Below are 12,535 nucleotides of genomic sequence, written 5' to 3'. Positions count from 1 at the left end.
CGGCTGCTGCCCGCCCGTCGCTCGGTGCGCAGGGGGAGTCAGGGGCGATGGCGCTGGGCGGTGGTGATCCGGGACAGGTCCTGTTCGGCGAGGGCGGGGGCGGAGAGGAGGGTGGCGCGGGCGGCCTCGAAGACGGGGCCGGCGGCGGCGAGGGAGAGGTCCTTGGCGGCGAGGCGGATGGGGAAGTCCGCCTCGGTGGAGGTGGCGCGGGCCAGGACGCCCGCCAGCGGGCCGGCGGCGAGCGCACTGTAGGTCAACTTCTGAGGGAGGCCCAGCTGTTCGGCGAGTGCGAGGGCCTCGCCGACGGCGGTCACGGACGCGACGACCGCGCCGATGACGACCAGCTTGAGCGCTGCCCCGGTGCCGGGCCCGCCGCAGCGCAGGACGCGGCCGAGGCGCTCCAGGACCGGCTGGGCGCGGTCGAGGTCGGCGTCCTCGCCGCCCGCGTACACCACCAACTCGCCGGTCGCGGCGGGGCCGACGCTGCCGAGCACCGGGGCGTCCACCATCGCTACGCCGAACGGGAGTTGGGCGCGCAGGTCGGCTGCGGCCCGCGGCCCGACCGAGGACATCTCGATCCACAGCGTGCCGGGCTCCAGCGCCGGGACGACCTGCTCGGCGACCTCGGCCAGCGCCGCCGGATCGGACAGCATGCTGACGACCACCCCGGCCCCGCGCACCGCGTCCGCGGCCGTGGCGGCCTCGGTGAGTTCGGCGGCCCGCCCGGCCGTCCGGTTCCACACCGTCAACTCGGCGGCGACGTCGGCGAGTCGGCGCGCCATCGGCAGCCCCATCCGGCCGAGTCCGAGAAAGGCCAGGCGCTCTTCGATCTCCATGGCCGCAACGCTAGAGCGACGGAAGACAGGCGACAAACGAATGTCCGGCATGGTAGCCATGCCGGATGGACATGGCTTGGCTCGACGTCTTCCGCACCGCCGCTCGGCTCGGCTCGTTCACCGCGGCGGGGGAGCAGCTGGGGTTCACCCAGTCCGCGGTCTCCCGGCAAATCTCCACACTGGAAGCCGAGTTCGGTGTCCCGCTGTTCGACCGGCTGGCGCGCGGGGTGCGCCTCACCGAGCATGGCCAGGCCCTGCTGCCGCACGCGGAGGCGATGCTGGACCGGCTGGACGGGACCCGTCGCGACCTCGCCGCGCTGACCAGCCTCACTGCCGGCCACCTGCGGTTGGGGGCATTCGACAGCGCCAACGCGGCCCTCGTCCCGACCGCCCTGGCGGCGTTCCGGGCCGCGCACCCGGGCGTCGCGCTCACGCTCACGGAAGGGCTGTCGGCCGAGCTGCTCGACCGGCTCGCGGTGGGCGCGATCGACCTCGCGCTGGTCACCTCGTATCCCGAACATCCGTACGACACGGAGCAGTTCGATCTGCACCGGATCGCCGAGGATCCGATTCTGGTGGCCCTGCCGCGGAGCCACCGGCTAGCCCGGCGGCGCCGGCTGCGGCTGAGCGACCTCGCCGAGGAGCCGTGGATCGCCGCCGGCCGCCGGGTCGAGTCCACCCTGCTCGCCGCCTGCGTCCGCAGCGGGTTCCGGCCCCGGGTGGAGTACGAGGTGGCCGGGTGGACGGCCAAACTCGGGCTGGTGGCGGCCGAGTTGGGCATCACCTTGATCCCGTCGCTGGCCGCTCGCGCCGCCCGCCCGGATCTCGCCCTGGTGCCGCTGCACCCGGACGACACCCCGGTCCGCCACGTCCACGCCGCCACCCGCCGAGGCCGCCGCCCCGCCCCGGCGGTCGCCGCCTTCCTGCCGTACCTGCATGCGGCGGCCACCGCCGCCCCGCCGCGCCCTACCGTGGCCGGATGACCGGAAGCCCCCGCACGTTCGCCTACGTCGGCCCGCCCGAGCTGCTCGCCCGCGCGGGCCGGAGCACCCTCGGCCGCGCCATCCCCTCCCGCGCCGAACTGTACGCCTGGCTCGGCGAGTTGGAGCCAGCTGAGCGCGACGAGCCGGTCACCTACGTGGTCGACCGCACCGGCGTCCTGCGCCTGGCCCGCCGTCGCAGCGAGCACGTCGCATGCGCCGGCGGCGCGGACGTCCTGGCCGCCGGGGAGATCCGCTTCGAGCTTCAGGACGACGGCTGGGCGGTGCGCGAGATCAGCAACCTGTCCACCGGCTACTGCCCGGACCTGGACAGCTGGGCCGCCGCCGCCACCGCCCTCGACCGCGCGGGAATCCCCCGGCCGGGCCGGTTCACCACCCCGTTCGTGTTCCGCCGCTGCCCGGCGTGCACGCAGCTCAACCTGGTCAAGGACGAGGACCTGACCTGCGCCGTCTGCGACACCCCCCTGCCGGCCGAGTGGAACCTCGACAACGCCCCGGCCACGAGCCCGGGTTCACGCCCGACCAGCCCGCCCGGCCCGGCCCGCCCGGCCCGCCCGATCCGGCCGGAGGTCGGGGGCGGTGCGGCTGCCGCTCAGCAGGGTGCGGAGCTGCGAGGCGTGGGCGTGCAGCAGCCGGACTGTGCGATCAACGCGGCCCGGCAGGAAGGGCATCAGGACCAGGGCGGGGACGGCCGCGACGACGGTGATCAGTAGCAGCGGAACGAGCAGCGCGACGAGCAGGACGCGCTGCACGGCTCCGAACGGCAGCGGGACAGGCAGGAACGGCGGGTACACGCGGTCTCCTTCACCGGATCGGCCCGGCGGCGCGCCGGGCGGTGAGCAGACCGTGCCGTTGGTTCGAGTTGTTCGACAGCGCACGGGGGATTCCTGCGGGTAAGGTCCGGACAATGGGCGGTTGTCCCCGGACATTCGGGACAACGGTCGTGTGGGGGACAGGAGTTGGAAGATGGCGGGGCAGCACCGGGTCGGCCGGCCGTGGGGCCCGATCCGCGGGGAGACGGCCGAGGCCCGAGCCTTGGCGAGCTTCCTCCGTGCGCGGGTCGACGAGAGCCCGCTGACGATGACGGCGGTCGCGGAGCGGATCCGGCTGCCCAGGACCCGGGTCGGTTCCTACCTGTCCGGCCGGGTCCGCGCGGACCAGGAGTTCGTCACCAGGCTGCTGCTCGTCACCGTGCCCGACCCCAGGCTGCGTGAGCGCCGACAGGCCGAGGCCCTGGTCCTGCTGCGGGCCGCGGCGAACCCGGCCGGGACGCGGCCCGCCACCGCCGCGGCGGACGGACCGGGAGCCGTCGCGGAGCTGGTCCGGGCACGGACCCAGCAGGTGGAGGTCTACGACCGGCTGACCCGCTCGCTGGAGCAGCAGGCCGAACTCGAACGGGCGGCGAACAACTCCGCGCGGCTGGTGACGGTGCTGCTGCACATGCTGCGCACCCTGGATCAGCGGGTGGGGACGCTGTCCGCCGAACGCGACCGGCTGCGCGCGACCGCCGGTGGGACGCGCGCCCTGAAGAAGACCCAGCGGCAGCTGGCGCGCGCGCTGGACCAGGAGCGCCGGGCGAAGGAGGAGGTCGAGCGCGCGGAGGAGAAGCGGCGGCGGGCCGAAGCCCTCGCCGCCCGGGTCCAGGAGCAGGTCCGAGCGCTGACCGAGGAACTCGACCGGCTTCGCGCCGCCGGGCCCGCCGTCGAAGGCGGCCCGGACCGGGAACCCGAGTCGCGGTCCCGTCCGGCGTCGAACGTCGAAGCGGAGATCGATGCGGCGGGCGACGACATCGAGCAGGCGCTGTCGCGTGCCGCCGCCGTGAACGACGCCGACGACCGGACCCTGCGCCGCATCACCGACGCCCTCCGCGACGACGCCCCCCGCGGGCGGGGCGGAGGGCGAGGACCCTCCGGTGCCGGCGGCCGACCCGATCGGCCCGCGGTCCGCCGAGGCGAGGGCGGTGGCGCTGGACCTGGTCGTCCCGTTGCTGAAGGCGTCCCTGGAGCCCGCGTCGAAGCAGGCCCAGCGGCCGATCGACTCACCGGCCGGACGGATCGTCTCGCTGGTCGCCCGGCGCGACATGGACAACGGCGACATGGAAGGCCTGAGCAACCTCTTCACGAGTCTCGCCTTCACCCTGTCGTACATGCTTCCGGCCATGGCGGTGGCCCAGTCCCGGGAGCCCGAGGAGGTGATGCGGCAGTTGGTCGCCGAGCTGCGGGCGCACGACGGCAACCCCCACGTGCCGAGGGTGATCGAGCAGCTCTCCTCGGCGCAGGGCCTCGCCGAGGTCGGCGCGGAGATCGTGACCGGCGATCAGGTCGACTTCCTCAACCTGGTGACGGACCTCGCGGACTTCACCGCCGAGGCCGCGATGCTCACCGCGCATCTGCTCGAATGCCCGCTGGAAGACGTCTGGGCGGAGGTCGAAGCCGGCCTGCACGAGTGAACGCTCCCCGGACGCCCCGCCCGGCGGGCAGGGCGTCCGAGCACGCCCCAAGTGCCCTGCCGCTGCAGCGGCCTGACGGTGTGTCGGGAATCGGTCGCTCAGGGCCAGACCAGGCAGTACAGCTGGTGCCCCGCCTCGTGCAGGCGGCTGGCGAAGTCCTGCCACTCGTGCAGCATCTGGTAGATGACGAAGGCGTCGCGCGGGCCGCGGCGGTCGGGGACGGTGGACCAGATGAAGGCGGCGGCGCCGAGCTCGGTCTCGTCGGCCTTGCGGAGCGGTTCGACGACGGTGTGCGGGAGTTGGACCACCGCGTAGTCCGGGTGCAGGACCACCAGTTCGAGCGGCGGCACGTGGTGCAGCGGGACGCCCTGAATGCCCGTGAGGACCATCGCGCTCATCGTCTCGGGCTTGATCTTGGTGGAGAGGTGCCCGTTGCCGGAGCCACTGGTCTCCATTAGATCGCCGAGCCGGCCGAGTGCGCCGAGCTCGCCGGCGTCGAGGCCGAGGCCACCGGGGCCGAGGGCGGTGGGGACTCTGGCGGCGGTGGCGCGGTCCGGTGCCCCGAAGTACTTGTAGGTGACCCCCACTCTGCCCTCGCCCCTCCTTCCCCTGCCCGCTTCCCTGCCCCCGCCGGTCTCGGACGGCCTGCGGGTGCGTTCCGCGGCCTCGTCGAAACCGTCCTGCCTCTCGGACACTCGGACCATCCTCACCGGAACTCGCCGGAATCGACAGACCCCCGCATGTCCGACTTTCCCTCCGGACATGCCCCTTACCCGTCTGCTCGCGCGCTACACGAGCGCGCGCTACTCGACCTTACCTTCGCCACAGGCAGTGAGGGGAGCAGCACACGGATCATCGTTCCAGATGATCGGGCCCGACATGCAGAACGCAAAGACACGATTTGAGACCATGTTCGGGTAAGAGAGGCTCCAGGCCACCCCGCGGACCCAACGGATGAGCGAGTGATGAGCTACCCGTACGAAGCACCCCAGTCCCAGTCGCTGTTCGAGCGCGCCTTGGCGGTCACCCCCGGCGGCGTCAACTCGCCGGTGCGGGCCTTCCGCGCGGTCGGCGGCACGCCCCGTTTCATGGTGTCCGGCAACGGCCCGTATCTGACCGACGCCGACGGCCGCGAGTACGTGGACCTGGTGTGCTCCTGGGGCCCGATGCTGCTGGGCCACTCGCACCCGGCGGTGATCGAGGCGGTGCAGCAGGCGGTGGCCCGCGGCACCTCGTTCGGCACGCCCGGCCAGGGCGAGGTCGAGCTCGGCGAGGAGATCGTCGCCCGGATCGCCCCGGTCGAGCAGGTCCGCCTGGTCTCCAGCGGCACCGAGGCGACCATGTCGGCGATCCGGTTGGCCCGCGGCTTCACCGGCCGCGCGAAGGTCGTCAAGTTCGCGGGCTGCTACCACGGTCATGTGGACGCGCTGCTGGCCGCCGCCGGTTCCGGCGTCGCCACCTTCGGTCTGCCGGACACCCCGGGCGTCACCGGCGCGCAGGCCGGCGACACCATCGTGCTGCCGTACAACGACCTGGACGCGGTGCGGGCCGCCTTCGCCGCGCACCCCGGCGAGATCGCCTGCGTGATCACCGAGGCCTCGCCCGGCAACATGGGCGTCGTCCCGCCGCTGCCCGGCTTCAACGGGGGCCTGGCCGAGCTGTGCCGGGAGAACGGCGCGCTGTTCATCTCCGACGAGGTGATGACCGGCTTCCGCGTCTCCAAGGCCGGCTGGTACGGGCTGGAGGCCGCCCACGAGGGCTGGGCGCCGGACCTGCTGACGTTCGGCAAGGTGATGGGCGGCGGCTTCCCCGCCGCGGCGTTCGGCGGCCGCGCCGACGTGATGGCGCACCTCGCCCCCGCCGGCCCGGTCTACCAGGCGGGCACCCTGTCCGGTAACCCGATCGCCACCGCCGCCGGCCTGGCCCAGCTGCGGAACTGCACCGACGAGGTGTACGCCACCGTCGACAGGGTCGCCGCCGAGATCTCCGGCCTGGTCACCGAGGCGCTCACCAAGGAGGGCGTGGCGCACCGCCTGCAGACCGCGGGCAACATGTTCTCGGTGTTCTTCACCGACCAGCAGGTCACCAACTACGACGAGGCCCGCCGCCAGCAGGCGTTCCGCTTCAACGGCTTCTTCCACTCGATGCTCAGCCAGGGCGTCTACCTGCCGCCGTCGGCGTTCGAGTCCTGGTTCGTCTCGTCCGCGCACGACGCGCGCGCCGTCGAGCGGATCGCCGCCGCCCTGCCCGCCGCGGCCCGCGCCGCCGCCGAGGCCACCGAGGAGTCCAAGTGACCGAGAAGAAGGACGTCACCGTCGTCCATGTGATGCGGCACGGCGAGGTGCACAACCCGGAGGGCGTGCTGTACGGCCGGCTGCCGGGCTACCACCTGTCGGACCTGGGGCGGCAGATGGCCGAGCGGGTGGCCGACCACCTGAAGGACCGCGACATCACGTACGTGGTGGCCTCCCCGCTGGAGCGCGCCCAGGAGACCGCCGAGCCGATCGCCAAGGCGCACGGCCTGGCCGTCGCGGCCGACCCGCGGCTGATCGAGGCGGAGAACATCTTCGAGGGCAAGACCTTCGGCGTCGGCGACGGCTCGCTGCGCAACCCCTCGTACTGGAAGTACCTGACCAACCCGTTCAAGCCGTCCTGGGGCGAGCCGTACATCGACCAGGTGGTGCGGATGATGGGCGCGATCGCCGCCGCCCGGGACGCCGCGCGCGGGCACGAGGCGGTGTGCGTCAGCCACCAGCTGCCGATCTGGATCCTGCGCTCGTTCGCCGAGCGCCGCCGGCTGTGGCACGACCCGCGCCGCCGGCAGTGCTCGCTGGCCTCGTTGACCAGCTTCACCTACGAGGGTGACCGGATCGTCTCGATCGGCTACCGCGAGCCGGCCCGCGACCTGCTGCCCGCCCACCTGGTGGGCAAGGGCAAGAAGGGCGACAAGCCGGTCGGGAAGAGCTTCGGGGCCTGACCCGGACGGCTTCGGGACGTTGCTCACACCGGCGTCCCCGAGGTAAGCGCGGCGGGCGGCGTAATGCCCGAATTAAGACGATCATAAGCGGAGTTTTCGCAGCTCACAGGGGGTCCGGTCGACAACGCCGGACCCCCCGAAAACGGGCCGAAGAGCCATGCGAAACTTTTCACATGTCTTGGACGACCAGCCGCCGCACCCGCCTCACCGCCGCCCTCGGCGCGGCCACCGCACTGGCCCTCGCCGGGTGCGCCAGCTCCGGTTCCGGCGGCAACGGCTCGGTGGGCTTCATCACCGGCAAGGGCGGCATCGACACCGCCGCCGTCGGCCACCGGGTGGACGCCCCCGACATCACCGGCACCGGCCTGGACGGCACCGGCACCCTCAAGCTCTCCGACTACCGCGGCAAGGTGGTCGTCCTCAACATCTGGGGCTCCTGGTGCAGCCCCTGCCGCGCCGAGGCCAAGGGCCTCCAGGAGAGCTCGCAGAAGTACGGCGACCAGGTGCAGTTCCTCGGCATCAACACCCGGGACACCGACCCCGCCAACGCCGTCGCGTTCGAGAAGAACTTCGGGGTGACCTACCCGAGCATCTACGACCCGGACGGCACCCAGATCCTCAAGTTCCCCAAGGGCAGCCTGAACCCGCAGTCCATCCCGACCACCATCGTGATCGACAAGGACGGCAGGCTGGCCGCCCGCGCCATGCGCGCGATGTCCACCGAGGACCTCGACAAGATGATCGAACCGGTCCTCGCGGAGTCCAAGTGAGCGCCGCCCTGGCGGCTGCCGGGGTCGGCTACAACGACACCGTGGGCAGCGGCGCCCTGCTGGCCGCCCTCCCGATCGCGCTGGCCGCCGGGCTGCTCTCGTTCTTCTCGCCCTGCGTGCTGCCGCTGGTGCCCGGCTACCTCAGCTACGTCACCGGCTTCTCCGCCGCCGACCTGTCGGACGCGCGCGGCGCGCGCCGGGGGCGGATGCTGGCCGGTTCGCTGCTGTTCATCCTCGGCTTCGCCGCGGTCTTCGTCTCCGGCGGCGCCCTGTTCGGCTCGTTCGGGCAGACCCTGCAGGAGCACAGGCGGGTCATCTCGATCGTGATGGGCTCGCTCACCGTGCTGATGGGCCTGGCCTTCATGGGCCTGCTGCCCGGCTTCACCATGCGCGAGCTGCGGTCGCACCGCCGTCCCGCGATCGGTCTGGCCGGCGCTCCGCTGCTCGGCGTGGTGTTCGGCCTCGGCTGGACGCCCTGCATCGGCCCGACCATGGCCGCCATCCAGTCGCTGGCGTTCAACCAGGCCAGCGCCGGGCGTGGCGCGCTGCTGATGGCGATGTACTGCCTGGGCCTCGGCGTACCGTTCGTCCTGGCCGCGCTGGCCTTCCGCAAGGCGCTGGGCGCCTTCGGCTGGGTCAAGCAGCACTACCAGTGGGTGATGCGGATCGGCGGCGGCATGCTCGTCGCGGTCGGCCTGGCCCTGGTGACGGGGGCGTGGGACGCGCTGGTCAACCAGCTCCAGTACCTCACCCAGAACTTCTCGATCGGAATCTGACCCGTGAGCGACACCAAGACCAGCCCCCAGCCGGCCGATGCCGCGGATCCGGACGCCGCCGACGTCGAACGGCTCAGCACCGCGCCCGAGGAGGCCGACGCCCCGGTCGGCATAGGCTTCGTCGGCTGGCTGCGCTGGTTCTGGCGGCAGCTCACCTCGATGCGGGTCGCCCTGCTGCTGCTGTTCCTGCTGTCGCTGGCGGCCATCCCGGGCTCGCTGGTCCCGCAGGAGGGCCCCGACACCATGAAGGTGGTGGCGTGGAAGGAGGCCCACAAGGGCATCACGCCGCTGCTGGAGAAGCTCCAGGTCTTCGAGGTCTACAGCTCGGTCTGGTTCTCGGCGATCTACATCCTGCTGTTCGTCTCGCTGGCCGGCTGCATCGTGCCGCGCACCTGGCAGTTCGTCGGCGTGCTGCGCGCGCAGCCCCCGGCGGCCCCGCGCAACCTGACCCGGATGCCGGTCTACGCGGCCTGGAAGAGCGACGCCGACCCGGAGGCGGTGAACGCCGCCGCGCACGCGCTGCTGAAGAAGCGCGGCTTCCGGGTCGCCGCCGGCAAGGGCTCGGTCGCCGCCGAGAAGGGCTACCTGCGCGAGGTCGGCAACCTGCTGTTCCACTTCTCGCTGTTCGCGCTGCTGATCGGCGTCGCCTGGGCCGGCGTGGCCTCCGGCACCGCCAGCAAGCTGGTGCTGGAGGGGCAGGGCTACTCCAACACCACCACCCAGATCGACGACTTCTACGGCTCGCGCTTCTACGGCGTCAACGACCTGGACACGTTCGGCTTCAAGCTGGACGGCTTCACCGCCAAGTACCAGACCAGCGGCCCGCAGACCGGCACCGCGCGGCAGTTCACCGCGAACGTCCGGTACTGGGAGGGCGACGACGCGTCCCAGCTGAAGAAGTCCACCATCGAGGTCAACCACCCGCTGGAGATCGGCAGCTCGAAGGTCTACCTGATCGGCCACGGCTTCGCGCCGGTGGTGACGGTCAAGAACGCCAAGGGCGAGATCGTCTTCCGGGGCCCGACGCCGTTCCTGCCGCGCGACAGCAACATGACCTCGCCCGGCGTGATCAAGGTCAACGACTACGGCACCGACGTCAACGGCAACAAGACGCAGCTGGCCTTCCAGGGCTTCTTCCTGCCCACCGCGGCGCCGAGCTTCGAGGGGACCGGCCCGATCTCGCTGTTCCCGGACGCGGTGGACCCGCAGCTCGTCGTCAACGTCTTCGCCGGCGACCTGCGCACCGACAGCGGCCTGCCGCAGAACGTGTACCAGCTGGACGACAAGGCGATGACCGCGCTGCAGCAGGACGGCAAGCCCGCCAGCAAGCGCCTCAAGGTCGGCCAGACCTGGGAGCTGCCGGACAGCTACGGCACGCTCACCTACGACGGCTACCAGCAGTGGGCCACGTTCACCATCTCGCACCACCCCGGCAACTCCGTCGCCCTGGTCGGCGCGGTCGCCGCGATCCTCGGCCTGATCGGCTCGCTGTTCGTCCAGCGCCGCCGGATCTGGGTCCGGGCCGTCACCGGCGCCGACGGCCGCACCCTGGTCGAGGTGGCCGGCCTGGGCCGCAGCGAGTCCGCCCGGACCGCCGAGGAGCTCGCCGAGCTCGCCGTCGAGCTGCAGGACGACGCCCCCGCCGTCGACGAGACCTCCGACACCGAAGACGCACCGGCAGCCGCCGACTCCCCGGCCGCAGCCGCCCCCACCGCCCCGGAAACCAAGGAGTAGACGGTGCTGCTCGCGCAGGTCAACCATGAGTTGGCCGATATCTCCAACAAGCTGATCTATTCGGCGATGGCCGTCTACACCCTGGCCATGTTCGCCCAGATGTTCGAGTGGACGTTCGGGGCCAAGGGCGGCGTCGCCGTCCGCTCCCGCCGGCAGGCCACCCTCGCCGAGTCGGTCACCGACTCCGCCGACGCGGCCAAGGGCGTGCGCAAGGTCAGCGTCACGGTGGCTTCCCAGGGCGGCGGCACCACCACCCTGACCCGCACCGCGCTGGCCGACGCCGGCGCCACCACCGTGACCAGCGGCCGCGGCGACGACGACGGCCCGGCCGACGGCCTCGGCCCGGCCGGCACCAGCGAGAAGGCCGACATGGTCGGCCGGATCGCGGTCTCGCTGACCGTGCTCGGCCTGCTGCTGCACACCGGCGGCGTGATCACCCGCGGCCTGTCGGTGATGCGCTGGCCGTGGGGCAACATGTACGAGTTCTCGGTCGCCTTCGCGCTGATGATGGTCGGCTCGTACGCGGTCCTGCTGGCCACCAAGAAGAACGTGCGCTGGCTCGGCCTGCCCGTGGTGATCACGGTCCTGCTGATCCTCGGCATCGCCGTCTCCGTGCTGTACACCGAGTCCGAGCAGCTCGTCCCGGCGCTGCACTCGTACTGGCTGGGCATTCACGTCTCCACCGCGACGATCTGCGGCGGCGCCTTCTTCGCGGCGTTCGTCGCCACCGGCACCTACCTGATCAAGGACCGCCACGAGCACCGGCTCGCGGCCGGACTGACCGTCCGCGCCGCCAACCTGATGGACCGGCTGCCCGCCGCGAGCACCCTGGACAAGCTGTCCTACCGGATCAACGCCCTGGTCTTCCCGCTGTGGACGTTCACCATCATCGCGGGCGCGATCTGGGCCGAGGCCGCCTGGGGCAAGTACTGGGAGTGGGACCCGAAGGAGACCTGGTCGTTCATCACCTGGGTCGCCTACGCCGCCTACCTGCACGCCCGGGCCACCGCCGGCTGGCGTGGACGCAAGGCCGCCTACCTGGCCCTGCTCGCCTTCGCCTGCTGGCTGTTCAACTTCTACGGCGTCAACATCTTCATCACCGGCAAGCACTCGTACGCCGGGGTCTGACCCACCGCATCCCCCGAGAACCACCAAGCCGCGAGGAGGGCCGCACCATGGAGTGCGACGAGGTCATCATGACCGTCCGAATCACCGCAGCGGAACGTGCGCTGCTGCGACGGCTCGCCCAGGGCCACCACAGCGACGTCTCGGAGGTCGTCGCCGACGGCCTGCTGGACGTCCTGCCCACGCTGCACTGCCCTGCGGACGCCCACCGGCTGCTCGCCGCGCTCGCCACCCCGGCGCCCTGCGCGCTCACGGTGTGGCTGCCGACCGAGCTCGCCGACCTGCTCACCATCGCCGCCGCGCGGGTCGCCCAGTCCACCGGCGTCCGGCTCGGGTCGTCCTGCGTCATGCTCGGGGCCGCGGTGCGGCTCTGGCTGGCCCAGGACCCGCTGCGGCTGGCGGCCAACCTCACCACCATGCACGCCGGCCGTCCCGCCGCACTGGCCGCGGCGTAGCAGCACACGCGAAGGGCTCCGGAGGCACCGCCTCCGGAGCCCTTCGCGCGTGTCAGGCGGCCTGCTGCCAGCTGACCGGCGAGAAGTACGCCGGGCGGCGCTCCAGCCGCGACCAGGTGGCGATCGGCTCGACGGCCTGGTTGGCGGTGGCGACCGCCGCCGCCTGCGCGGCCCGGGCGGCCAGCACGGCGGTCAGGGCGGCGAGCTCCTCGTCGGTGAGCGAGCCGCGGACGATACGGACGAGAGGTTCGTTCATGGTTCCTGTTTCTCCCCCAGGCTGGCGACTGAACGGTGGCGGTGGGTGCGTCGCACCGGTTACATCGGCGGGTTGCCGTGCTTGCGGCTCGGCAGGTCGGCGTGCTTGGTGCGGAGCATGGCCAGTGAGGAGGCCAGCACGGCGCGGGTCTCGGCG

At 72.3% G+C, this 12,535-nt stretch carries 13 protein-coding genes; 10 read left to right on the top strand and 3 right to left on the bottom strand.

Features of this window, described 5'->3' with window-relative positions:
• Positions 1–38: 38 nt before the first annotated feature.
• Complete coding sequence (locus ACWEMJ_RS22435; RefSeq protein WP_452138869.1) at positions 39–836, bottom strand: NAD(P)-dependent oxidoreductase; 798 nt, start codon at positions 834–836, stop codon at positions 39–41.
• 65 nt (positions 837–901) lie between these two features.
• On the opposite strand from ACWEMJ_RS22435, the gene ACWEMJ_RS22430 reads away from it, so the two are divergent.
• The 3 genes from ACWEMJ_RS22430 to ACWEMJ_RS22420 all read left to right on the top strand — a co-directional run bounded on the left by ACWEMJ_RS22430 (position 902) and on the right by ACWEMJ_RS22420 (position 4,286).
• The gene (locus ACWEMJ_RS22430) at positions 902–1,819 is read left to right on the top strand and encodes a LysR family transcriptional regulator (protein ID WP_452138868.1); all 918 of its coding nucleotides are present in this window, start codon (positions 902–904) and stop codon (positions 1,817–1,819) included.
• The gene (locus ACWEMJ_RS22425; RefSeq protein WP_452138867.1) at positions 1,816–2,550 is read left to right on the top strand and encodes a hypothetical protein; all 735 of its coding nucleotides are present in this window, start codon (positions 1,816–1,818) and stop codon (positions 2,548–2,550) included. Before ACWEMJ_RS22430 ends, ACWEMJ_RS22425 begins: the two co-directional genes overlap by 4 nt.
• Before the next feature lie 1,199 nt (positions 2,551–3,749).
• On the top strand, positions 3,750–4,286 hold the full coding sequence (locus ACWEMJ_RS22420; protein WP_452138866.1) for a hypothetical protein: 537 nt from the start codon (positions 3,750–3,752) through the stop codon (positions 4,284–4,286).
• Between the two features lie 98 nt (positions 4,287–4,384).
• Here the strand turns inward: ACWEMJ_RS22420 and ACWEMJ_RS22415 are convergent, their stop codons facing one another.
• Positions 4,385–4,873, bottom strand: a complete 489-nt coding sequence (locus ACWEMJ_RS22415) for a hypothetical protein (protein WP_402498719.1) — start codon at positions 4,871–4,873, stop codon at positions 4,385–4,387.
• Between the two features lie 378 nt (positions 4,874–5,251).
• Here ACWEMJ_RS22415 and hemL point away from each other — a divergent pair, with 378 nt between their 5' ends.
• The 7 genes from hemL to ACWEMJ_RS22380 all read left to right on the top strand — a co-directional run bounded on the left by hemL (position 5,252) and on the right by ACWEMJ_RS22380 (position 12,123).
• Positions 5,252–6,580, top strand: a complete 1,329-nt coding sequence (gene hemL / locus ACWEMJ_RS22410) for a glutamate-1-semialdehyde 2,1-aminomutase (RefSeq protein WP_452138865.1) — start codon at positions 5,252–5,254, stop codon at positions 6,578–6,580.
• Between the two features lie 32 nt (positions 6,581–6,612).
• Entirely contained in the window at positions 6,613–7,263 is a 651-nt protein-coding gene (locus tag ACWEMJ_RS22405; protein WP_452138906.1) for a histidine phosphatase family protein, read from the top strand.
• A gap of 173 nt (positions 7,264–7,436) precedes the next feature.
• Complete coding sequence (locus ACWEMJ_RS22400) at positions 7,437–8,033, top strand: TlpA family protein disulfide reductase (protein WP_452138864.1); 597 nt, start codon at positions 7,437–7,439, stop codon at positions 8,031–8,033.
• The gene (locus ACWEMJ_RS22395) at positions 8,030–8,809 is read left to right on the top strand and encodes a cytochrome c biogenesis CcdA family protein (protein ID WP_452138863.1); all 780 of its coding nucleotides are present in this window, start codon (positions 8,030–8,032) and stop codon (positions 8,807–8,809) included. The genes ACWEMJ_RS22400 and ACWEMJ_RS22395 overlap by 4 nt, the downstream gene beginning before the upstream one ends.
• Positions 8,810–8,812: 3 nt before the next feature.
• Positions 8,813–10,543 (top strand): cytochrome c biogenesis protein ResB, encoded by a 1,731-nt coding sequence (gene resB / locus ACWEMJ_RS22390; RefSeq protein ID WP_452138862.1) that lies wholly within the window; start codon positions 8,813–8,815, stop codon positions 10,541–10,543.
• A 3-nt stretch (positions 10,544–10,546) separates the two neighbouring features.
• Positions 10,547–11,671, top strand: coding sequence for a c-type cytochrome biogenesis protein CcsB (gene ccsB, locus ACWEMJ_RS22385; RefSeq protein WP_452138861.1), 1,125 nt, complete (start codon positions 10,547–10,549; stop codon positions 11,669–11,671).
• A 47-nt stretch (positions 11,672–11,718) separates the two neighbouring features.
• On the top strand, positions 11,719–12,123 hold the full coding sequence (locus tag ACWEMJ_RS22380; protein ID WP_452138860.1) for a hypothetical protein: 405 nt from the start codon (positions 11,719–11,721) through the stop codon (positions 12,121–12,123).
• Positions 12,124–12,175: 52 nt separating this feature from the next.
• Here the strand turns inward: ACWEMJ_RS22380 and ACWEMJ_RS22375 are convergent, their stop codons facing one another.
• Positions 12,176–12,379: an acyl-CoA carboxylase epsilon subunit gene (locus ACWEMJ_RS22375; RefSeq protein ID WP_452138859.1), complete on the bottom strand. Its 204-nt coding sequence runs from the start codon at positions 12,377–12,379 to the stop codon at positions 12,176–12,178.
• Positions 12,380–12,535: the final 156 nt, after the last annotated feature.

The organism is Kitasatospora sp. NPDC004531 (assembly GCF_053602195.1).
This window is presented reverse-complemented; position numbering and strand designations above follow the sequence as displayed.

Excerpts from the sequence above, each read along its gene's own strand:
- ACWEMJ_RS22405 (WP_452138906.1), top strand. The coding sequence starts at position 6,613 with ATGCGGCACGGCGAGGTGCACAACCCGGAGGGCGTGCTGTACGGCCGG.
- ACWEMJ_RS22400 (WP_452138864.1), top strand. The coding sequence starts at position 7,437 with ATGTCTTGGACGACCAGCCGCCGCACCCGCCTCACCGCCGCCCTCGGC.
- ACWEMJ_RS22380 (WP_452138860.1), top strand. The coding sequence starts at position 11,719 with ATGGAGTGCGACGAGGTCATCATGACCGTCCGAATCACCGCAGCGGAA.
- ACWEMJ_RS22435 (WP_452138869.1), bottom strand. The coding sequence starts at position 836 with ATGGAGATCGAAGAGCGCCTGGCCTTTCTCGGACTCGGCCGGATGGGG.
- hemL (WP_452138865.1), top strand. The coding sequence starts at position 5,252 with ATGAGCTACCCGTACGAAGCACCCCAGTCCCAGTCGCTGTTCGAGCGC.
- ACWEMJ_RS22375 (WP_452138859.1), bottom strand. The coding sequence starts at position 12,379 with ATGAACGAACCTCTCGTCCGTATCGTCCGCGGCTCGCTCACCGACGAG.
- ACWEMJ_RS22425 (WP_452138867.1), top strand. The coding sequence starts at position 1,816 with ATGACCGGAAGCCCCCGCACGTTCGCCTACGTCGGCCCGCCCGAGCTG.
- ACWEMJ_RS22430 (WP_452138868.1), top strand. The coding sequence starts at position 902 with ATGGACATGGCTTGGCTCGACGTCTTCCGCACCGCCGCTCGGCTCGGC.